Consider the following 19,383-nt stretch of genomic DNA (forward strand, 5'->3'; position numbering starts at 1 on the left):
GCGAGGAGAACGAGATGTCCTGGGCTGGCAAGCTGCTTCGCGTCAACCTCACCACCGGCACGGTCGCGTCCGAGCCGCTCAACATGGATTGGGCGCGTGCCTACATCGGCTCGCGCGGGCTCGCGTCGAAGTACTTGATCGAGGAGATCGACCCGAAGGTCGACCCGCTCGCGCCGGAGAACAAGATCATCTGGGCGACCGGCCCGCTGACCGGCACGATGGCCTCCACCGGCGGGCGCTACACCGTCGTGACCAAGGGCCCGCTGACCGGCGCGATCGCCTGCTCCAACTCCGGTGGCTACTGGGGCGCCGAGCTCAAGTTCGCCGGCTGGGACATGGTCATCTTCGAAGGCCGGTCGCCGAAGCCGGTGTACCTGGCGATCGAGAACGACAAGGCCGAGCTGCGCGACGCCGCCCACCTGTGGGGCCAGAGCGTGTGGGCGACCGAGGAGATCATCAAGAAGCAGCACCAGGATCCGCTGACGCGGGTGTCGTCGATCGGCAAGGCCGGCGAGAACGGCGTGCTCTACGCCGCGGTCGTCAACGACCTGCACCGCGCGGCCGGGCGTTCGGGCGTCGGCGCGGTGATGGGCTCGAAGAACCTGAAGGCGATCGCGGTGCGCGGCACCAAGGGCGTGGGCAACGTGCGCGACCCGAAGGCTTTCATGAAGGCCAGCTTCGCCGCGAAGAAGGTGCTGGCCGACAACGCCGTCACCGGCCAGGGCCTGCCGACCTTCGGCACGCAGGTGCTGATGAACGTCATCAACGAGATCGGGGCCTCGCCGACGCGCAACCACCGCGACGTCCAGTTCGAAGGCGCCAAGGACATCTCCGCCGAAGCCATGGCCACGCCGCGCAGCGCGCCGGGCAGCGACGGCAAGAAGCCGCTGGTGACCAACCAGGCCTGCTTCGGCTGCACGATCGCCTGCGGGCGCATCCAGAAGATCGACCCGGCGCACTTCTCGGTGCAGAACAAACCGCAGTACTGGGGTGCCTCGGGCGGGCTCGAATACGAAGCGGCCTGGGCGCTGGGCAACGCGAACGGCGTCAACGACCTCGACGCGCTGCAGTACGCGAACCTGATGTGCAACGAGCAGGGCATGGACCCGATCTCGTTCGGCGCGACCATCGGCGCGGTGATGGAGCTCTACGAGATGGGCGTGCTCACGAAGGAGCAGCTCGGCATCGAGGCGCCCTTCGGCTCCGCACGGGCGCTGGTGCAGTTCGCGGAAATGACGGCCAACGGCGAAGGCTTTGGCAAGGAGATCGGCCTCGGCTCGAAACGCCTCACCGCGAAGTACGGCCACCCGGATCTGTCGATGAGCGTCAAGGGCCAGGAGTTCCCGGCCTACGATTCGCGCGGCATCCAGGGCATGGGCCTCGCGTACGCGACGAGCAACCGCGGCGCTTGCCACCTGCGCGGCTACACGGTGGCCTCCGAAGTGCTCGGCATCCCGGTGAAGACCGATCCGCTCGCGGCCGAAGGCAAGCCGGAATTGGTCAAGGCCTTCCAGGACGCGACCGCGGCCTTCGACTCCGCCGGCATCTGCATCTTCACCAGCTTCGCCTGGACGCTGGCCGACGTGGCTCCGCAGATCCAGGCGGCCTGCGGCGAGGAGTTCAGCGTCGAGCGGCTCAACGAGATCGGCGAGCGCATCTGGAACATGGAGCGCGACTTCAACAACGCCGCCGGCTTCACGGCGAAGGACGACACGCTGCCCAAGCGCCTGCTGACCGAGCCGGCGAAGACCGGCCCGGCGAAGGGCCTGGTCAACAAGCTGCCGGAGATGCTGCCGAAGTACTACGAGGTGCGCGGCTGGAATGCCGACGGCACGGTGAAGCCGGAGACGCGCGCACGGCTGGGCTTGTGATGCGGCATCTGATCCTCGGCGCCGGCCCGGCCGGCGTGATCGCGGCCGAGACGCTGCGCAAGCATGCGCCGAGCGACGAGATCACCGTCGTCGGCGACGAGCCGGAGCCCCCGTACTCGCGCATGGCGATCCCCTACCTACTGGTCGGGCAGGTGAAGGAGCCGGGCACCTACCTGCGCAAGAGCGCGGCGCATTTCGCGCAGCTGCGCATCGCCTTGGTTCACGGGCGCGCGAAGTCGGTCGATGCCGGCGCGCGTGTCGTCACGCTCGCCGACGGCCGCGCGCTCGGCTACGACCGGCTGCTGATCGCTACCGGCTCGCAGCCGATGCGCCCGCCGATCCCCGGCATCGACGGCCCCGGCGTGCACCCCTGCTGGACGCTGGAGGACGCGCGCCACATCGAGCAGCTCGCCAAGCCCGGCGCCAAGGTGCTGCAGATGGGTGCCGGCTTCATCGGCTGCATCATCATGGAGGCGCTCGCGGCGCGCGGCGTCGAGCTCACCGTCGTCGAGATGGGCGACCGGATGGTGCCGCGGATGATGGGCGCGACCGCGGGGCAGATGATCAAGCGGTGGTGCGAGCGCAAGGGCGTGCGCGTCTTCACCGGCACCAGGGTCGAGGCGATCGAGCGCGCCGCGGGCCGGCCGATGAGCGTCGTGCTGTCGAACGGCCAGGCGCTCGATGCGGACCTGGTGATCAGCGCCACCGGCGTGCGGCCGAACATCGCCTTCCTCGACAACAGCGGCATCGCCTGTGAACGCGGCGTGCTCGCCAGCGAGCGGCTCGAGACCAACGTGCCCGGCGTCTTCGCCGCCGGCGATTGCGCCGAGGCCTTCGACCTCGCGACGAAGCAGCGCGTGATCAGCGCGATCCAGCCGAACGCGGCGGACCAGGCCGGCATCGCGGCGCTCAACATGCTCGGCCGCGGCGTGGTGCTCAAGCGCGTGCCGCAGATCAACGTGCTCGACACGCTCGGCCTCATCAGCACCAGCTTCGGCGACTGGCAGGGCGTGCCCGGCGGCGAGCAGGTGGAGCTGACCGACGACACGGCGTTCCGGCACCTCAGCCTGCAGTTCGATGCCGACCGGCTGGTCGGCTGCAACAGCATCGGCTGGACCGAGCACGTCGGCGTGATGCGCGGTCTGGTCGAAGGCCGGGTGCGCCTGGGCGAATGGCGCGATCGGCTGAAGGCCGACCCGACGCGCCTGACCGAGGCCTACATCGCCCAGGGACAGGCGCAATCCCACTGGGCCCAGACGGCGCCGCGCGCGCGCTGAAGCGAACGCCGCGCGCGACGGGCCGCGCACGATGAAGATCACCTTCAAGCTCTACGCGACCCTCACCGACCACCTGCCGCCCGAGGCGCGCACGAGCAACCGCGTCGAGCTCGAGGTGCCGCCCCAGGCGACGATCGCCGACGTGATCGCGCCGTTCGGCCTGCCGATGAAGCTGGTGCACCTGGTGCTGGTCAACGGCGTCTACGTCGAGCCGGCGCAGCGGGCCACTCGCACGCTGCAGGAGGGCGACGTGCTGGCGATCTGGCCGCCGATCGCCGGCGGCTGATGCAGCCGGTTCCCGCCGAGTTCGAGCGCGACACGGCCGGCACCGAAGCCGAATGGCTCGCCCGGCTGCCGGGCGCCTGCCATGGTCATGCGCTCGAGCTCGGGCCGTCGTCGGCGCGGGTCGGGGTCGATGCCGGTTGGCTGCGGCTTCACTGGCGCGTGCTGCCGCCGCGGCGCATCGCCTTGCTGAGCATGCCGCGCATGGCGGTGGCCTTCCGCTTCGATGGCGTCGACGCAGCCGGCCGCGAGCGCTTCATGCGCCGCTTCGATCTGCAGATGCAGCGCGGGGGCGGGTGACTACAGCCCGTACTTCAGCGCCGTCGCCTTGCCCCAGAACACCTTGTACGAGAACACCGTGTAGGCCGCGATCGCCGGCACCGAGATGCACACGCCGACCAGGATGACCTTCAGCGCGGCCGGGCTGCTGGCGGCCTGCCAGATGGTGAGCCGGTCGATCACGACGAAGGGATAGATGCTGTAGGCCAGACCGAGGAAGCCCAGCACGAACACCGCGATCAGCGCGGCGAACGGCAGCCAGCACAGCTCGCCCCGCACGATGGGCTTGCCGAGCACCACGCGCACCGTCAGCAGCAGCGTCGCGGTAGCGAGCGGGATCACCATCAGCGCGATGACTTCCGGCAGCGAGAACCAGCGCTCGCGGACCGTCTCGCTGATCCACGGCGTCGCCAGCGAGATGAGCAGCATGCCGACCACCACCGGCAGCCACGCGAGCCGGGCCCAGTGCACGGCCTTGGCCTGCAGCTCGCCTTCGGTCTTCATGATGAGCCAGGCCGCGCCGAGCAGCGCATAGGCCGCGGGCAGCGCGAGCGCGATCGCCGCGGCGAACACCGAGTAGTTCCAGCCGTCGTTGCGAAAGCCGCTGACGTAGCGCCCGAGCATCCAGCCCTGCGCGGTGGAGGCGAGCAGCGAGCCGGCGAAGAACGCGCGATCCCACAGTGGCTTGCGCGCGGTGCGCGCTTTGACGCGGAAGTCGAAGGCGACGCCGCGCAGCGTCAGGCCCACCAGCATCAAGGTGACCGGCAGGTAGAGCTCCTGCAGCACCAGGCCATGCGCGCGCGGGAAGGCGATCAGCAGGATGCCGATGCCCAGCACCAGCCAGGTCTCGTTGGCGTCCCAGAACGGGCCGATCGAGGCGATCAGCATGTCCTTCTCGTCCGGCGTGGCGCGGTGCATCAGCAGGCCGACGCCGAGGTCGTAGCCGTCGCTCGCGACGTAGATCAGCATCGCGAGGCCCATCAACGCCATGAAGATCACCGGCAGGGCCTGGTCGAAGCTCATCGGGTTCACGAGGCGCTGCCGCCGGCCAGCGCCTCGGCCTTGCGCCCTTCGGACACCTCGGCGACGCTGGGTTGCAGCACTTCCTCCGGCTTCGAAGCCATGTAGGCCAGCACGCGCACGTAGGCCAGGATCAGCACCGCGTACAGCGTGAGGTAGAGCCCCAGGCTCGTGCTCACCATGCCGGCGGTGACGCTCGGCGCCACCACGTCGGCGGTGCGCACGAGGCCGTGGACGATGAAGGGCTGGCGGCCGATCTCGGTGACGTACCAGCCGGCGAGCGTCGCGACCCAGCCGGAAAACGTCATGCCGGCCAGCACCCAAAGCAGCGGGCGCGGGAAGCGATCGGCCTGCCACTTCGCGCGGCGCGCGACGAACCAGCCGACCCAGCTCACCAGCAGCATCAGCACGCCCATGCCGACCATCACGCGAAAGGCCCAGAACACCGGCGCGACCGGCGGATGCGCGTCGGGAAACTCGTTGAGCCCGCGGATCTCGCCTTCGACGTCGTGCGTGAGGATCAGGCTGGCGAGCCCGGGGATCGGCACCGGGAAGCTCACGACGTTCTCGCGCGCCTCGCCGTCGGGCCAGGCGAACAGCAGCAGCGGCACGCCCTTCTCCGTCTTCCACACGCCTTCCATCGCGGCGATCTTCTGCGGCTGGTGCTCGAGCGTGTTCAGGCCATGCAGGTCGCCGACGAACATCTGCACCGGGATCGCGATCGCGGCGAGCGTGAGGCCGACGCGCATCACGCGCGGCGCCGAATTCGCCGACTTGCCGCGCAGCAGCTGCCACGCCGAAAGGCCGGTGAGCAGGAAGGCACAGGTCAGCGCCGAGGCGAGCAGCATGTGAGTGAAGCGGTAGGGGAACGAGGGGTTGAAGATCACCTCGAACCAGCTCTTCACGTGGAAGACGCCGTCGATCACCTCGTGGCCGGCGGGCGTCTGCATCCAGGAGTTCAGCGCGAGGATCCAGAACGCGCTGAGCGTCGTGCCGAAGGCGACGAAGAACGCCGCCATCATGTGCACCCGCTCGCTGACGCGACCGTGGCCGAACAACATGATCCCGAGGAAGCCTGCCTCGAGGAAGAAGGCGGTCAGCACCTCGTAGCCCAGCAGCGGCCCGGCGACGTTGCCGACCTTCTCCATGAAGCCCGGCCAGTTGGTGCCGAACTGGAAGCTCATCGTGATGCCGCTGACCACGCCGAGCGCGAAGGACAGCGCGAACACCTTGGTCCAGAAGCGGAAGGCGCCGAGCCAGGCGGTGTCGCGCGTGCGCAGCCAGCGCCAGCGGAAGAACAGCAGCAGCCAGCCGAGCGCGATCGTGATCGTGGGAAAGAGGATGTGGAAGCTGATGTTGGCGCCGAACTGCGCACGCGCCAGCGTGAGAGCGTCCATGGGATCGAAGCTCCGTGTCGTCGCGTCGCGCCAGGGGATGCCGGCGCGACCGCAAGACTCTAGCGAAGGCGGCGCGTGTCGATAATCCGGCGATGCAAGACCCGGCCGCCGCCTCGCTCAAGGATCTCGCCGGCAAGCGGCTGGTGCTGGGCTTGTCGGGCGGCATCGCCTGCTACAAGGCGGCCGAGCTGCTGCGGCTCTTCGTCAAGGCTGGCGCCGAGGTGCAGGTGGTGATGACGGCTGCGGCGCAGCAGTTCATCACGGTGGCGACGATGCAGGCGCTGTCGGGCCGGCCGGTGTTGACCGACACCTGGGACGAAAGCTCGACGCCCGACCGCATGCCGCACATCCACGCGACCCGCGCGGCCGACGCGATCGTCGTGGCGCCGGCGAGCGCCGACTTCATCGCCCGGCTCGCGCAGGGCCGGGCCGACGAACTGCTCGGCCTCATGTGCCTTGCCCGGCCGATCGAGCGTTGCGCGCTGCTCGTCGCGCCCGCGATGAATCGCGAGATGTGGAGCCATCCGGCGACGCAGCGCAACCTGGCGCAGATCACGGCCGACGGCGCGGTGCTGCTCGGCGTTGGCTCCGGTGCGCAGGCCTGCGGCGAGTACGGCGACGGCCGGATGCTCGAAGCCGCCGAGCTGCTCGACGACGTCACTGCCTTCCTGTCGCCGAAGCCGCTCGCCGGCGATCGGGTGCTGATCACCGCCGGGCCGACCTTCGAGGCCATCGATCCGGTGCGCGGCTTGACGAACCGGTCGAGCGGCAAGATGGGCTTCGCGCTCGCCCGCGCCGCGCGCGAGGCCGGCGCTCAGGTCACGCTGGTGGCCGGTCCGGTGCATCTGCCGACGCCGCGCGGCGTGACGCGGCTCGACGTGCAGAGCGCCGAGCAGATGCTGAAGACCGTGCTGCCGCTCGCGGCCGATCACGGCATCTTCATCGCGACCGCGGCGGTCGCCGACTGGCGGCCGAAAACGCTGGCTCCGCACAAGATCAAGAAGGAAGCGGGCAACAGCGGGAAGAAGGAAGCCCCCAGCTTCGAGCTGACCGAGAACACCGACATCCTCGCGGCCGTCGCCGCGCTGCCCCGTGCGCCGTTCTGCGTCGGCTTCGCCGCCGAGAGCGAGAACCTCGCCGCGCATGCACGCAGGAAGCTCGAAGCGAAACGGCTGCCGCTGGTCGTGGGCAACCTCGGTCCGCAGACCTTCGGGCGCGACGAGAACGCGCTGCTGCTCGTCGACGCGAACGGCGAGCAGCCCCTGCCGGCCGATGGCGGGAGTGCGGACAAGCTGATGCTCGCGCGGCTGCTGGTCGCCGAGATCGCGCGGCGCCGCGCTTCGATCCGCACCTGAGCCGCAGCGAGCGCGCAATGGTGACGAGCAGGCCCCGGATCGACGTTCGCGTGCTCGACCCGCGCCTTGCCGAGCGCATGCCGGGCTACGCGACGGAGGGCAGTGCCGGCCTCGACCTGCGCGCCTGCCTCGACGCGCCGCTGGTGCTCGAGCCCGGCCGCACCGCATTGATCCCGACCGGCCTTGCGATGCACATCGCCGACCCGGGCCTTGCCGCGCTGATCCTTCCGCGCTCGGGGCTCGGCCACAAGCACGGCATCGTGCTCGGCAACCTGGTCGGCCTGATCGACAGCGACTACCAGGGCCCGTTGATGGTCAGTTGCTGGAATCGAAGCCACGCGCCGTTCACGATCGATCCCTTCGAGCGGATCGCGCAGCTGGTGATCGTGCCGGTGGTGCAGGCGGACTTCCGCGTGGTCGAGAGCTTCGAGGTTTCCGAGCGCGGCGCTGGCGGCTTCGGGTCGACCGGCAGCAACTGAGCGCTGCTCTCGCAAGTTCGGGCGGCGCGCACCGCGCCGGAGGGTTGGGCCGCCTCGAGCGGCGGCGGGCTCAGTGCAGGTGCGGCGACGGCGGCATCGCGCTCAGCACGCTGAGCGCGGAGGTGCTGACCGAGCCGGCTTCGACTTCCTCGGCCGTCGCTTCCCGCACGTCGCGCACCGTCAGAGCCAGCACCAGCGCCATGCCGGCCAGCGGGTGGTTGCCGTCGAGGACCACGTGGCTGTCGTAGACCTCGGTGATCGTGTAGATCGCCTCGGCCGGCATGTCGCGGGTGGTCGCGCCTTCGGGCAGGCCGTCGAACTGCATGCCGGCTTCGATGTGCTCGGGGAAGACGCTGCGCTCCTCGAAGAAAACGAGGTCGGCGTCGTAGTCGCCGAACGCGTGCTCGGGCTCGAGATGCAGCGTCGCGGCGAAGCCTTCCTCCTGGCCGACCAGGGACTCCTCGACCTTGCTCAGCAGATCGTCGCCGCCGACGAAGAACTCGACCGGCTCGGTCAATTCGTCGATGAGCTGGCCCTGGGTGTCTTCGAGCCGCCAGGTCAGGCTGACGACGCACGGGGGAGTGATCTGCATGGCCGGGTCATGATCGCACAATGAATTTCATGGGAAACGGAGCGGACCTCGACGCGCCGCTCGCGCTGCTGGGCGGCGCGAGCGCGCGTCGATTCATGCAGCGCCATTGGCAGAAGAAGCCGCTGCTGGTGCGCGGCGCGATGCCTGGCGTGCAGCCGCCGACGACGCGCGCGGCGCTGTTCGAACTCGCGGCGAACGACGACGTCGAGTCGCGGCTCGTGATGCAGGACGAACGCGGCTGGCGCCTGCGACGCGGGCCGTTCGCGCGGCGCGCGCTGCCGGCGGCGCGCCGGCCCGGCTGGACCTTGCTGGTGCAGGGACTCGATCTGCACGAACCGGCCGCGCAGGCCTTGCTGAGGCCGTTCCGTTTCGTGCCGGCGGCGCGGCTCGACGACCTGATGCTGTCCTGGGCCAGCGATGGCGGCGGCGTCGGGCCTCATCTCGATTCTTACGACGTCTTCCTGCTGCAAGTCCAGGGGCGCAGGCGCTGGCGCTGGGGGCGTGCGCGCGACACCCGCTTCAAGCCCGGGCTGCCGCTGAAGATCCTCGAGCACTTCGAGCCCACCGAGGAGGCACTGCTCGAGCCGGGCGACCTGCTCTACCTGCCGCCCGGCTGGGCGCACGAAGGCGTCGCCGCGGGCGAATGCATGACCGCCTCGATCGGTTTCCGTGCGCCGACGCGCGCCGGGCTCGCCGCCGAGCTGCTCGGGCGGCTGGCCGATGCGGCGCCGGCCGCAGGCGACGGCGCGCTGTACCGCGACCCGGCGCAAGCCGCGAGCGCCGAGCCGGGCCGCATGCCGCCGGCGCTGCAAGCCTTCGCGCGCGATGCGGTCGAGCGGGCGCTGCGGCGCCCCGGTGCGATCGAACTCGTGCTCGGCGAAGCGCTGAGCGAACCCGGCGCGCGCGTCGGCTTCGACGCGGCCGAGGGGCGCAGCGCCTGCGGAGGGGTCGAACTCGCACGGGGCACGCGCATGCTCTACGACGACACGCACGTGTTCATCAACGGCGAGTCCTGGCGGGCAGGCGGGCGTGACGCGAAGCTGCTGCGCCGGCTGGCCGACCGTTTCGCACTCGACGCCGCGGGGGTCGCCGGCGCGAGCCGCGAAGCCCGCGCGCTGCTTGACGATTGGCTTGCGGCCGGCTGGCTGCAGGAGCGCGCCGCAGGAGACCCGGCATGACCATCGACGCCGCACCGGCCGCCTTCGAAGGCCGTGAAGCTTTCGCCCGCGCGCTGATCCACGCGATGCAGCACAGCGCCGAGCGCGGCGCCGCACAGATCTGGTGGGCCGACGCCGATTTCGCGCACTGGCCGCTCGGCCGCGCCGAACTGCTCGACGCGCTCGGCGCCTGGGTGAGGACCGGCCGCCGGCTGACCTTGCTCGCCGCCGGCTACCGGGATTTCGCCGCCCGCCACCCGCGCTGGGTCGCCTGGCGGCGCGTCTGGTCGCACAGCGTGCAATGCCTCGCAGTGCACGAGGAACTGGCGACTCAGGTGCCGACGCTGCTGTTGAGCGCCGATCTCGCGGTGCGCGCCACCGATCCGCTGCGCCTGCGCGGGCAGTTGGTGCACGAGGCGGCGGAGCTAGCACGCTGCCGCAAGCTGATCGAGGCGCTGTCGCAGCGCAGCGAGGACAGCTTCCCGGTGACGACCCTCGGGCTTTGAGCCCGCGGCCGTGCCGGCCCCGGGGGTCGCGGCATGCCCCGATGGCACAATCGCTGGCTAGGCAAAGGCTGCCCGAGCGGCCTGGGTCTTGGAGAATGCGGTGCTGCTTCATCGAGCTTTCGCGTTCCGACAACCACCGGTGTGTTCAGCCCTTCCTTGAATTGAGGACCCCCACATGAAGAATTCGCTCCTGTTGGCTTCCCTGGTCGCCGCCGTTGCCCTTGCCGCCTGCGGCAAGAAGCCGGAAGACGCCGCTGCCGCTGCGCCGGCCGCTCCCGCCGCTTCGGCAACGGGTGCCGCGGCCTCGGCCGCCGGCGATGCGGCAGCCGCCGCGGGCGCCGCCGCCTCGGCCGCCGTCGGCAGCGCGACCGACACCGCCGCCTCGGCCGCCGCAGGCGCTGCCGCCGGTGCCGCTTCGGCCGCCGGTGCCGCTGCCGACGCTGCTTCGGCTGCCGTCGACGCCGCCAAGAAGTGATGCCTCGCGGCCACCGGCCGCGCGCATCGAGCAAGCCGCCCCACGGGGCGGCTTTTTGTTGGGCGGCTCAGATGCTTCGAAGGAGTCCAGCGCGTCTGGGCAGACCGCGCCCGAGGCGCGCCATCAAGGCGCGAAGCACAGCCGCAGCTCGGGCTAGCGCGAAGCACCGGCAACGCCGAAGGCGTGCCTCGGGGTGAGGGGGCGTGCCGGGCTCGTTCACCGCTTTTCAGCGCAGGTCGAGCCAGCCGAAGCCCTCGTCGTGCGTGGCGACGACGATGTCGTCCGGCCGCGTACCCAGCACCGCGGCGAGCGCGCCGCTGGCCAGCTCGCGCCGGTTGTTCTGCAGGCTCAGGTGCGCAGCGACGACGTGCCGCAGCCGCTCGTGGCGGCACGCCGCGAGCACCTCGGCCGCCGCGTCGTTCGCCAGATGGCCGAAGCGCCCGCTGACGCGTGCCTTCAAGGACGCCGGGTAGGCCGACGCCGCCAGCATCGCGCGATCGTGGTTGCATTCGAGCAGGAGCGCCTCGCAGCCGGCGAGCGCCGCCGTCGCATGCGGCGTGACCGAGCCGGCGTCGGTCAGCACGCCGAGACGCCGCGCGCCGTCGCCGCAGACCAGCTGCAGCGGCTCGGCCGCGTCGTGTGGCACGGTGTAGGGCCGCAGCTCGAGCGCGCCGACGGCGATCGGCTCGCCGTCGCGCGCGAAGTGCAGCAGCCCGGCGTCGAGCGCCGGCTCGCCGGCGGCCCGCCAGGTGCCGCGGCTGGTCCACAGCGCGATGCGATGCCGGCGCGCGAGCGCGAAGGCGCAGCCGATGTGATCGCCGTGCTCGTGCGTGACGAAGATCGCGTCGATCGCCTCCGGCGCGACGTCCGCGCGCGCGAGCCGCAGCGCCAGTTCCTTCAGCGTGAAGCCGCAGTCGATCAGCACGCGCGTGCCGTCGCCGCCGCCGGCCTCGACGACCGCCGCGTTGCCGGTGCTTCCGCTGCCGAGGCTGCAAAAGCGCATCGGCGGCTACTTCCGACGCAGCCTTAGCGCAGGTCGGTGACGAGGCGCTCGAGGATGCGCTTGGCGGCGGGGCCGGTCTCGGTCGCGCCCTGGTTGTTCAGCACCGTGACCGTGCTCGTGTCGGTCTGGCCCTTCACCGCGATGCGGTAGCGCGCGAGCGCGTTGGCCTTGTCCTTGTCGTTGCCGCCGCCGAAGATCCGGCTGAAGAAGCCCGGCTCCTTCGCGTCTTCCGAGCCCGGCTCCACGTAGCGCACGAAGTACAGACCCTGAGCGCGGTCGCGGTCCTCGACGGTGAAGCCGCCGCGGTCGAGCGCGAGGCCGACGCGGCGCCAGGCGCGATCAAAGCCGTCGTCCACCTGCAGGCTGCTGCCTTGCTCGCCGCCGACCATTCGCGCACGCGCTGCGGGCGGAGCGACGGCCGCAGGCGCTGCGGCCGCCACCGTGGCCGCAGCCTCGGCGGCCCTGGCCTGCTCTTCCTTCGCGCCCAGCTTGAGCATCAGGCGCGACAGCATGATCGCCTCGAGCTCGGGATCCGAAGGCCGCGGCTGCCACATCGTGCTGCCTTTGCGCTCGTCGGTGTAGACCTCGACCATGCCGCGATGGCTGATGTAGATCTCGCTGCCGCCGTCGGCGCCGCGTTCGATGCGGGTGCGGAAGCGGTCGCGCTCGCCGGTGTCGTAGAGGCCGTCGAAGACGCGGCCGATGGTGCTGCGGATGAAGTCCTGCGGCAGCTTCGCGCGGTTCTCGTTCCAGTTGGTCTCCATCACGCCGACGTCCTTCTGCTCAACGTCGAGCGCGAAGCCGCGCTCGGCCCAGAAGGCCTGCAGTTGCGGCCAGAGCTGCTCCGGCGTCTGCTTGGTCGCGATCCAGCGCTGCGCGCCGGCGCGCTCGAGCTGCACGTCGCCGTAGGCCGCCGGCGCGACGGCGTTCGGCGCACTGGCGGCGGCACCCGGTGCCCCCGGCGTCGTGACGCCCGGCGCGGCCGGCGTCTGCAGCGCCGCGGCGCTGATGCTGCCGCCGGTGGGCTGGTAGCGGCTGTCGCGGTTGAGCTGCGTGAGATCGGGCGGGACCTCGAGCGAAACGGATTTCGCCGCGCTGGTCTTGTAGTCGACCTTGTCGCCCTGCAGCTTTTCGTTGATCGACGAGCAGCCGGCCAGGCCGAGCGCGCACGCAAAGAACGCGCCGGCGGCGCGCGAGACGGGAGAAAGCTTCATCGGATGGAGGACTCTCAGATCAGCCCGGCCGCTTGCATCGCGGCACGCAGCGCGGGCTGCAGGGCTTCGGACATCGGCGTCATCGGCAGCCGCAACGCCGGGCCGCAGCGGCCCAGCTCGTTCAACACCCACTTGACGGGAATCGGGTTCGATTCGGCGAACAGCGCGCGGTGCAGCGGCAGCAGCTCGAGCTGGAGCTCGGTGGCGCGCTTCGCGTCACCGGCCAGCGCGGCCCGGCACAGCTCGGCCATCGCGCGCGGCGCGACGTTCGCGGTCACGCTGATGTTGCCCTGGCCGCCGAGCAGCATCAGCGCGACCGCCGTGCCGTCGTCGCCCGAATACAGCGCGAAGCCGGGTGGCTTTTCCTTCGCGAGCCACAGCGCGCGCTCGATGTTCGCCGTGGCTTCCTTGATGCCGACGATGCCCGGCACCTGCGCGAGCCGCAGCACCGTGTCGTGCTGCAGATCGGCAACGGTGCGGCCCGGCACGTTGTAGAGGATCACCGGCAGGTCCACGGCCTCGGCGATGGCGCGGAAGTGCCGGTACTGGCCTTCGGGCGTCGGCTTGTTGTAGTAGGGCACCACCTGCAGCGTGCAGTCGGCGCCGGCGGCCTTGGCGTGGCGCGTGAGTTCGATCGCCTCGGCGGTCGAATTGCCGCCCGTGCCGGCCATCACGGGGATGCGGCCGGCGGCCTGCTCGACGGTCGCGCGGATCACCTCGATGTGCTCGGCCGGCGCGAGCGTCGCCGACTCGCCGGTGGTGCCGACCGACACGATGCACGCGGTGCCCTCGGCGACGTGCCAGTCGACCAGGCGGCGCAGCGCCTCGACATCGACGCTGCCGTCGTCGTGCATCGGCGTGACGAGCGCGACGATGCTGCCAGTGATGGGCTTCATGACGGATTCCTCGGGAAGCGCGGAATTCTAGCCAGCCACCCTGGCCGACTCGACGCTGCGCTACAGGGGATAACGCGGTGGCACAGCCCCGGACGCTGGGGATGACCCGGGCTCGCGTGCCGCCGCGATGCGCTGCACGAAGCGCTCGGGCGCGCCGAGGAAGCCGTCTTCGTAGCCGATGACGCGCAGCGCCGGCCGCAGCGCGTCTAGCAGCTCGCCGGGGCGCAGCAGGAAGTCGGGGTTCGAAGGCTTGCCGACGCTGGCGTTGCCGAGCGCGAAAGTCTCGTAGACGAGCAGGCCACCGTCGGCGAGCGCTTCGACGATCGCCGGCAGCAGCGGCCGCCACAGGTAGTTGGTAACCACCACCAGGTCGAAGCGGCGGCCGGCCAGCGGCCACGGGCCGGCTTCGAGATCGGCCACCAGCAGCTCGGCGCCGCTGCCGCGCAACGCGGCCATCGCGTCGGCATCGCGGTCGATGCCGGTGACTCGCACGCCGCGCGCGGCGAGCCAGCGCAGGTGCCGGCCGTGCCCGCATGCCAGATCGAGCGCGGTGTGCGGGGCGCCGAAGCCGCGCGCCCAGCGCAGCACCCATGGCGAAGGCGCGAGGCCGGCATGCGCGCTCATCGAGGCGTCTCGCGCTGCAGCGCCGCGCGCGCCGCGGCGTCGATGCGGCCGAAGCGCGCGACGGCCGCGGCGATCAGCCCGGTGCAATCCGCCTGCTGCGCCACGTCGCAGCGCTGCACCAGCACCGGCGTGCCGTGCGCCTCGCACTGCGCGCCGACCTGCGCGAGCTTGTCTTCGCCGCGCGCCGCCAGCACCAGCGCGAGCGCAGCGCCATCGCGCGCCGCGAGCTGGCGCGCCAGCTCGGCGCCGATGCCGTCGGACGCGCCGGTCACGACCACGACCTTCGAGGTCATCGCGCGATCAGAAGCAGGCCCACACGCGGTTGGCCAGATCGACGATCACGTCGGGCCGCAGGTAGCTCGCGAACACCAGCGCCAGCACCAGCGCGGCGGCGGACCACAGCAGCGAACGTCGCAGGGCAGGGCGGTTCATCGCGCGACGATCATGCGGCCACCGGCCGGGCGCGCACGATCGCGGTTTCCCGCACCGGCAGGTTGATCAAGGCCGCGAACACGCCGAGCGCGATGCAGATGCCCCAGACCACGTCGTAGTTGCCGCTCAGGTCGTAGAGCCGTCCGCCGAGCCAGGCGCCGAGGAAGCTGCCGACCTGGTGCGAGAGGAACACGAAGCCGCCCAGCATCGAGAAGTGCCGCACGCCGAAGATCTGCGCGACCAGCGCGTTGGTCGGCGGCACCGTCGACAGCCAGAGGAAGCCCATCGCCGACGCGAAGACGTAAACGCTCGCCGGCGACAGCGGCAAGGCGAGGAAGGCCACGATCACCACAGAGCGCAGGAGGTAGATCGCGGCGAGGATGTGCCGCTTCGCGAGCCGCTGGCCCAGCACGCCGGCCAGGTAGGTGCCGAACACGTTGAAGAGGCCGATCAGCGCGAGCGCCACCGTCGCGACCTGCGGCGACATGCCGTGGTCCTTCAGGTAGCTGGGCATGTGCACGCCGATGAACACCACCTGGAAGCCGCAGACGAAGTAGCCGGCCATGAGCAGCTGGAAGCTGCGGTAGCCGAAGGCCTCGCGCACCGCCTCGCCGATGCTCTGGTGCACGACGCCCGGCGTCGCGGCGAGCTTCGGCTCGCGCAGCCCGAAGGCCAGCGGCACGATCGCGAGCGATGCGCATCCGAGCAGGATCAGCGCCTGCTGCCAGCCGAAGAAGCCGATCAGGCTGCTTTCCACCGGCACCATCAGGAACTGGCCGAAGGAGCCGGCCGCCGCGGTGATGCCCATCGCCCAGCTGCGTTTCTCCGGCGCCACGTTGCGCCCGATCACGCCGTAGACGATCGCGTAGGTGGTGCCCGCCTGCGCCATGCCGAGCAGCAGGCCGCCGGTACCGGTGAACGCGAGGCCAGAGGTCGCGAGCGCCATGCCGACGAGGCCGACCGCGTACAGCGCCGCGCCCGCGAGCAGCACGCGGAACGCGCCGTAGCGATCGGCCAGCATGCCGGCGAACGGGCCCGCCAGGCCCCACATCAGGTTCTGCACCGCGAGCGCGAAGGCGAAGGTCTCGCGCGTCCATCCGCGCTCCATCGTCACCGGCTGCAGGAACAGGCCGAAGCCGTGCCGGATGCCCATCGACAGCGTGACGATCGCGGCACTGCAGATCAGCACCTGCGTCATCGAAAGCGCGTGGGCTCGAGTTGCCGCTGGAGTCATCGAACCACTATATCGAGCAGGGCACGGCCTCGGCCGCTTTTCGCGGCGCAGCGCCGTGCCTCGAGGGCCGTCGCGATGCATCGATGCGCCGGCGTGCGGCGCTTCGCGCACGCGCACCTCGGTTCGCATCCGGGACGGGACGCCCGTCGACAACGCCGCAGGATGCGTCCGTCGCCCTCGCGTCACCCGTGCTCCGGCCATGCGCCTTCCTGGACTTTCACGCCATCTGCGGCCGCCGGCACGCGCATCTGCGGCCACGGAGGCGTCCGTACCGTCGCAGCGGCGCGCGCAAACCCGCCCGGGGCTCGACCCCGGTGGCCTGCCGCCTCGACGCCCAGCAAATGCAGGCGCAGATCACGCGCGGCCGTCCCACCCTTTTCCCGGCGTGTCGACGCCGGTCGCGGGCCAGCCGCCGCTCGATCGATCCGACGACATCGGGCGCATCGCTGCGGATGTCGCCGCCGTCTTCGACGCCCAGGCCGACGAGCTCCGGGCCGTGCTCGATACGGTCGGTCCGGTATCGAGGCGGGCACGCATGCATCTCGAACTGGCGCTGCAGTCCTACGACGTGCTGCGGCTACAGCCACTCGCGCAGGCCACGCCCGAGCACGCTGCGCAGCTCGCGGTGTCGCTCGTGGGCGGTGCGCGCACGGCGATCGACCGGTTGATGCAACACGATGCGACCGGTGCCTCGCAGCAGCCGGCCGCCGCCGCGCTTGCTGCCTTGCAGCCCTTCGTCGCCCGGGCCGAAGCCTTTCAGGCCGCCAAGCCATTCGCGGATCTGGTCGAGCGCCTCCAGTTGCGGCGCAGCGGCACCTATTTCCAGCTCGGGCCGGCGTTCTCGGAGAGCGTTCGCCAAGCCCGGGAGGTGGTTGACGACCTCGCACGCCTGATGCGCGCCGTGCGGCCGATTTCGCGATCGGCGGCCCGCGAGCTGGAGAACGCGGCGCAGCTGCTCAAGGCGTCGGTCGACGCAGGGCAGGCGCCCGACGCGCCGACGAGCGCGCGGGCCGCCGAGTGGGTCGGTGCCGCCAACGTACGCCTGCGCGAGCGTGCCGCCTCCGCCCTTACAGGATCGACACAGATGGCGCACATCGCGAGCCTGCTCGAGCCTGTGCGCGACAAGCTCAACAGCGTTCATGCGCGGCAACTGCTCGCCGCCGCGACGCATCCCAGGTCCCTCACGGCGCAAGAGGTCGGCCGGCTGCGCGCGGCGGCCGACGCGCTGAACACGCTGCGCTTCAACCCGCCGGCGAACGCCACGACGCGGGACGACGTGGCTGCTTGGAGGCTTGCACTGGAGGGCGCTCGCCTGGAGATCGCGCGCACGATGTCCGCCATCGCGCATCGGGACTTGCTGCCGCCTGCGCCGGCGAACCTGGCGTCGAGCCGCCTGCTGCGGGCTTCCGCGCTCCTGCTGGAGCATGCCGATCCGCGGTTCGTGTCGGTGGCTGCGACTGACTCCCGCGGCCGGCATCTGCTGATGTCGCTCCTGATGGCCGCGCACGCGCACCAGCGGTGGACCGCCCATCTCGGCAAGCCTGCGGCGCAGCTGCTTCCGATCGTGTACGACGAGCAGGAAACCAGCAGCTTCGCTACGGTGTTCATGGGCGCGATGGGTGGTAGTTCTCATCTGCGCGTCGGAGGCGCGGCGCTTCACGTTCCGAACATGGCGGTGATGGCTCACGAGTCGGTGCACATGGCACAGAACAACGCGAGGCGCATGCCGCAGTGGGGCGGCTCGGTCGGCCCCCGCCGCCCGGACGACCCGCTGCCACCGAGCCGCGTCGGCCATTTGGAAACCAGCGTTTCGCTGCGCCCGGGAGACGCCGCCCCGCCAACGCCGACAGGTGCGAGCAGCGATGTCCAGGAGTTCGTCGCGGCGCTGAGCTACGTGAACAATCCGCGCGAGATCCAGGCTTTCATGGAGGGCGCGGCGGTCCACCGGCTCGGTGATCGCGACGCCGCCGGCGCTTTCCCGCCCTCGCTCTTTCCATTGCCTGCCTGGAGCCGGCTCGCGGCATTGCTCACCGAGGCCGCCTCGACGCTGCAGGCGCCCGTCGCCGACGGTGCGTTCCTGTTCGACGCCAGCGTGCATCCGGAAGCCGCCGGCCATGCCGAACGCATCCTGCATGCCACGGCGAGGCTGCACGACGCGCGCGCGTCGAAGGCATGGTCGGCCGGGCACGACACCGACTTGTTCCGCGTGATGGACGGGCTTGCACGGGCGCAGGCGAACGACCCCGCGGCAAGCGGCACGGTCCGGCTCGCGGCCATCGCATCGCAGCTGGTGGACTTCGCGGACCGCGTCGCCTACGCGGCGGGCGACGCGATCCACTCGCCCGCCGGCGTCGACGCCGCGCCGCAGCGTTTCGCCGAGGCGTCGCGCGCGCCGGGGGCGACCCTGGTCTCGCTCGTCGGCGCCGAGGCGCGGCGCGTGCTGCGGCGCGAGCTCCGGGGGATCGAAACCCTCCCGGACGCGCTGGCCGCCTCCAAGAGGGACAGCGGCTTCACGACCGCCGTCCGGCAGATCGTGTCGAAGCACGCGCAGGGCGTCGTGCCGACGCCCGCCGAGGTGGGCGACGCGGTGATGCGCCTGTCGGCGTCCTTGCTCGGCGTGCCTCTCGAGACCGTGCCCGAAATCCTCGCGCCCGAGGTCAACCTGTACCGCGCGCCTTCGATGCAGCTGTGGCATGTGCCGGGGCTGAACGTCGCGCCGGGACAAAGGCGCAAGGCGGTCTTCGAAGCCGCCAGCTGGCAGCTGCACGTGCCGCTGCAGATCTTGAGCGAGCCGGCGAAGCTGGAGTCGCGGCTCGCGGGCATGGCCGCCGAGGTGGCCTATGCCACGGTCGCGCTGCGCATGCTCCGCGCGGAGCCCGAACGGGCGCGCGCCGCCCTCGGCCTCGACCTTCCCATGAGCTGGCTCGCCTCCATCGCCGAGGCCGCCGAGCGTGTCCTGGCGCCTTTCGACCGGGCGGTGAAGCCGCCGCCGGCGCTGGCGCTGCGCCTGCTGCTGCACGAGCTTCCGCCGCTCGCGACCGACAGCCAGTGGCATCTCGGCGAGCGTGCGGCGGTCAAGGCCAACGCAGCGAGCGATCCCGTCTCTCGCGAGGCGTACGAGGCGCGCTCGCTGCAGAGGTGGCAGCTGCAGTCCGTGGCATGGCGCCGCGCCGTCGTCGCGGCCGGCGCGCAGGAGGCGGCCTCGTCCGCTTGAGGCGGGCCGTGGGCCGCCCCGCGCCGCGCGCGGCCCCCGGGAGACCCCTCAACGGCTCCCTAGAATCCGCCGCCGC

Annotated in this window: 20 protein-coding genes; 10 read left to right on the forward strand and 10 right to left on the reverse strand. The window is 71.3% G+C overall.

Going from position 1 to position 19,383, the window contains the following annotated elements:
* The first annotated feature begins 14 nt into the window (after positions 1–14).
* The 4 genes from VFR90_RS09680 to VFR90_RS09695 are packed head-to-tail and all read left to right on the forward strand — an operon-like array spanning position 15 to position 3,730.
* The gene (locus tag VFR90_RS09680) at positions 15–1,871 is read left to right on the forward strand and encodes an aldehyde ferredoxin oxidoreductase family protein (protein ID WP_326405917.1); all 1,857 of its coding nucleotides are present in this window, start codon (positions 15–17) and stop codon (positions 1,869–1,871) included.
* Positions 1,871–3,148 (forward strand): NAD(P)/FAD-dependent oxidoreductase, encoded by a 1,278-nt coding sequence (locus VFR90_RS09685; protein ID WP_326405918.1) that lies wholly within the window; start codon positions 1,871–1,873, stop codon positions 3,146–3,148. The genes VFR90_RS09680 and VFR90_RS09685 overlap by 1 nt, the downstream gene beginning before the upstream one ends.
* A 31-nt stretch (positions 3,149–3,179) precedes the next feature.
* Positions 3,180–3,434, forward strand: a complete 255-nt coding sequence (locus VFR90_RS09690) for a sulfur carrier protein ThiS (RefSeq protein ID WP_326405919.1) — start codon at positions 3,180–3,182, stop codon at positions 3,432–3,434.
* Complete coding sequence (locus tag VFR90_RS09695; RefSeq protein ID WP_326405920.1) at positions 3,434–3,730, forward strand: hypothetical protein; 297 nt, start codon at positions 3,434–3,436, stop codon at positions 3,728–3,730. Before VFR90_RS09690 ends, VFR90_RS09695 begins: the two co-directional genes overlap by 1 nt.
* Here VFR90_RS09695 and VFR90_RS09700 read toward each other — a convergent pair whose 3' ends face one another.
* Both VFR90_RS09700 and VFR90_RS09705 read right to left on the reverse strand, forming a co-directional pair.
* Positions 3,731–4,732: a cytochrome d ubiquinol oxidase subunit II gene (locus tag VFR90_RS09700; protein WP_326405921.1), complete on the reverse strand. Its 1,002-nt coding sequence runs from the start codon at positions 4,730–4,732 to the stop codon at positions 3,731–3,733.
* 5 nt (positions 4,733–4,737) lie between these two features.
* Complete coding sequence (locus tag VFR90_RS09705; protein WP_326405922.1) at positions 4,738–6,126, reverse strand: cytochrome ubiquinol oxidase subunit I; 1,389 nt, start codon at positions 6,124–6,126, stop codon at positions 4,738–4,740.
* 92 nt (positions 6,127–6,218) lie between these two features.
* Here VFR90_RS09705 and coaBC point away from each other — a divergent pair, with 92 nt between their 5' ends.
* Positions 6,219–7,481, forward strand: a complete 1,263-nt coding sequence (gene coaBC / locus VFR90_RS09710; protein ID WP_326405923.1) for a bifunctional phosphopantothenoylcysteine decarboxylase/phosphopantothenate--cysteine ligase CoaBC — start codon at positions 6,219–6,221, stop codon at positions 7,479–7,481.
* A 17-nt stretch (positions 7,482–7,498) separates the two neighbouring features.
* On the forward strand, positions 7,499–7,960 hold the full coding sequence (gene dut / locus VFR90_RS09715; protein ID WP_326405924.1) for a dUTP diphosphatase: 462 nt from the start codon (positions 7,499–7,501) through the stop codon (positions 7,958–7,960).
* 70 nt (positions 7,961–8,030) lie between these two features.
* Here the strand turns inward: dut and VFR90_RS09720 are convergent, their stop codons facing one another.
* On the reverse strand, positions 8,031–8,552 hold the full coding sequence (locus tag VFR90_RS09720; protein WP_326405925.1) for an FKBP-type peptidyl-prolyl cis-trans isomerase: 522 nt from the start codon (positions 8,550–8,552) through the stop codon (positions 8,031–8,033).
* Positions 8,553–8,581: 29 nt separating this feature from the next.
* Between VFR90_RS09720 and VFR90_RS09725 the strand changes: the two genes are divergently transcribed.
* The 3 genes from VFR90_RS09725 to VFR90_RS09735 all read left to right on the forward strand — a co-directional run bounded on the left by VFR90_RS09725 (position 8,582) and on the right by VFR90_RS09735 (position 10,690).
* A complete protein-coding gene (locus VFR90_RS09725) occupies positions 8,582–9,730 on the forward strand; it encodes a JmjC domain-containing protein (protein ID WP_326405926.1) in 1,149 nt (382 codons plus the stop codon).
* Positions 9,727–10,215, forward strand: coding sequence for a hypothetical protein (locus VFR90_RS09730; protein WP_326405927.1), 489 nt, complete (start codon positions 9,727–9,729; stop codon positions 10,213–10,215). Before VFR90_RS09725 ends, VFR90_RS09730 begins: the two co-directional genes overlap by 4 nt.
* 175 nt (positions 10,216–10,390) lie before the next feature.
* A complete protein-coding gene (locus VFR90_RS09735) occupies positions 10,391–10,690 on the forward strand; it encodes a hypothetical protein (RefSeq protein ID WP_326405928.1) in 300 nt (99 codons plus the stop codon).
* 226 nt (positions 10,691–10,916) lie between these two features.
* Here VFR90_RS09735 and VFR90_RS09740 read toward each other — a convergent pair whose 3' ends face one another.
* From VFR90_RS09740 to VFR90_RS09770, 7 genes are read right to left on the reverse strand one after another with little or no spacing between them, the layout of a single operon-like run.
* The gene (locus VFR90_RS09740; protein ID WP_326405929.1) at positions 10,917–11,693 is read right to left on the reverse strand and encodes an MBL fold metallo-hydrolase; all 777 of its coding nucleotides are present in this window, start codon (positions 11,691–11,693) and stop codon (positions 10,917–10,919) included.
* Positions 11,694–11,716: 23 nt separating this feature from the next.
* Positions 11,717–12,907: an NlpB/DapX family lipoprotein gene (bamC, locus tag VFR90_RS09745; RefSeq protein ID WP_326405930.1), complete on the reverse strand. Its 1,191-nt coding sequence runs from the start codon at positions 12,905–12,907 to the stop codon at positions 11,717–11,719.
* A 14-nt stretch (positions 12,908–12,921) separates the two neighbouring features.
* On the reverse strand, positions 12,922–13,803 hold the full coding sequence (gene dapA, locus VFR90_RS09750; protein WP_326405931.1) for a 4-hydroxy-tetrahydrodipicolinate synthase: 882 nt from the start codon (positions 13,801–13,803) through the stop codon (positions 12,922–12,924).
* A 60-nt stretch (positions 13,804–13,863) separates the two neighbouring features.
* Complete coding sequence (locus VFR90_RS09755) at positions 13,864–14,427, reverse strand: class I SAM-dependent methyltransferase (protein ID WP_326405932.1); 564 nt, start codon at positions 14,425–14,427, stop codon at positions 13,864–13,866.
* Entirely contained in the window at positions 14,424–14,720 is a 297-nt protein-coding gene (locus VFR90_RS09760; protein ID WP_326405933.1) for an SDR family NAD(P)-dependent oxidoreductase, read from the reverse strand. Before VFR90_RS09760 ends, VFR90_RS09755 begins: the two co-directional genes overlap by 4 nt.
* Before the next feature lie 7 nt (positions 14,721–14,727).
* The gene (locus tag VFR90_RS09765) at positions 14,728–14,859 is read right to left on the reverse strand and encodes a hypothetical protein (protein ID WP_326405934.1); all 132 of its coding nucleotides are present in this window, start codon (positions 14,857–14,859) and stop codon (positions 14,728–14,730) included.
* Positions 14,860–14,869: 10 nt separating this feature from the next.
* Positions 14,870–16,093, reverse strand: coding sequence for an MFS transporter (locus VFR90_RS09770; protein WP_326405935.1), 1,224 nt, complete (start codon positions 16,091–16,093; stop codon positions 14,870–14,872).
* Between the two features lie 385 nt (positions 16,094–16,478).
* Here VFR90_RS09770 and VFR90_RS09775 point away from each other — a divergent pair, with 385 nt between their 5' ends.
* Entirely contained in the window at positions 16,479–19,307 is a 2,829-nt protein-coding gene (locus VFR90_RS09775; RefSeq protein ID WP_326405936.1) for a hypothetical protein, read from the forward strand.
* Positions 19,308–19,383 lie beyond the last annotated feature (76 nt).

It is taken from the genome of Methylibium sp., assembly GCF_035762065.1.
Lineage (GTDB): Bacteria > Pseudomonadota > Gammaproteobacteria > Burkholderiales > Burkholderiaceae_C > Methylibium.

What these genes read in the sequence shown, in the direction of transcription:
- VFR90_RS09730 (WP_326405927.1), top strand. Translation starts at nt 9,727, where the DNA reads ATGACCATCGACGCCGCACCGGCCGCCTTCGAAGGCCGTGAAGCTTTC.
- VFR90_RS09725 (WP_326405926.1), top strand. Translation starts at nt 8,582, where the DNA reads ATGGGAAACGGAGCGGACCTCGACGCGCCGCTCGCGCTGCTGGGCGGC.
- VFR90_RS09685 (WP_326405918.1), top strand. Translation starts at nt 1,871, where the DNA reads ATGCGGCATCTGATCCTCGGCGCCGGCCCGGCCGGCGTGATCGCGGCC.
- dapA (WP_326405931.1), bottom strand. Translation starts at nt 13,803, where the DNA reads ATGAAGCCCATCACTGGCAGCATCGTCGCGCTCGTCACGCCGATGCAC.
- VFR90_RS09700 (WP_326405921.1), bottom strand. Translation starts at nt 4,732, where the DNA reads ATGAGCTTCGACCAGGCCCTGCCGGTGATCTTCATGGCGTTGATGGGC.
- bamC (WP_326405930.1), bottom strand. Translation starts at nt 12,907, where the DNA reads ATGAAGCTTTCTCCCGTCTCGCGCGCCGCCGGCGCGTTCTTTGCGTGC.
- VFR90_RS09765 (WP_326405934.1), bottom strand. Translation starts at nt 14,859, where the DNA reads ATGAACCGCCCTGCCCTGCGACGTTCGCTGCTGTGGTCCGCCGCCGCG.
- VFR90_RS09760 (WP_326405933.1), bottom strand. Translation starts at nt 14,720, where the DNA reads ATGACCTCGAAGGTCGTGGTCGTGACCGGCGCGTCCGACGGCATCGGC.
- VFR90_RS09740 (WP_326405929.1), bottom strand. Translation starts at nt 11,693, where the DNA reads ATGCGCTTTTGCAGCCTCGGCAGCGGAAGCACCGGCAACGCGGCGGTC.
- VFR90_RS09690 (WP_326405919.1), top strand. Translation starts at nt 3,180, where the DNA reads ATGAAGATCACCTTCAAGCTCTACGCGACCCTCACCGACCACCTGCCG.
- VFR90_RS09720 (WP_326405925.1), bottom strand. Translation starts at nt 8,552, where the DNA reads ATGCAGATCACTCCCCCGTGCGTCGTCAGCCTGACCTGGCGGCTCGAA.
- VFR90_RS09705 (WP_326405922.1), bottom strand. Translation starts at nt 6,126, where the DNA reads ATGGACGCTCTCACGCTGGCGCGTGCGCAGTTCGGCGCCAACATCAGC.
- VFR90_RS09695 (WP_326405920.1), top strand. Translation starts at nt 3,434, where the DNA reads ATGCAGCCGGTTCCCGCCGAGTTCGAGCGCGACACGGCCGGCACCGAA.
- VFR90_RS09680 (WP_326405917.1), top strand. Translation starts at nt 15, where the DNA reads ATGTCCTGGGCTGGCAAGCTGCTTCGCGTCAACCTCACCACCGGCACG.
- dut (WP_326405924.1), top strand. Translation starts at nt 7,499, where the DNA reads ATGGTGACGAGCAGGCCCCGGATCGACGTTCGCGTGCTCGACCCGCGC.
- VFR90_RS09770 (WP_326405935.1), bottom strand. Translation starts at nt 16,093, where the DNA reads ATGACTCCAGCGGCAACTCGAGCCCACGCGCTTTCGATGACGCAGGTG.
- VFR90_RS09735 (WP_326405928.1), top strand. Translation starts at nt 10,391, where the DNA reads ATGAAGAATTCGCTCCTGTTGGCTTCCCTGGTCGCCGCCGTTGCCCTT.
- coaBC (WP_326405923.1), top strand. Translation starts at nt 6,219, where the DNA reads ATGCAAGACCCGGCCGCCGCCTCGCTCAAGGATCTCGCCGGCAAGCGG.
- VFR90_RS09755 (WP_326405932.1), bottom strand. Translation starts at nt 14,427, where the DNA reads ATGAGCGCGCATGCCGGCCTCGCGCCTTCGCCATGGGTGCTGCGCTGG.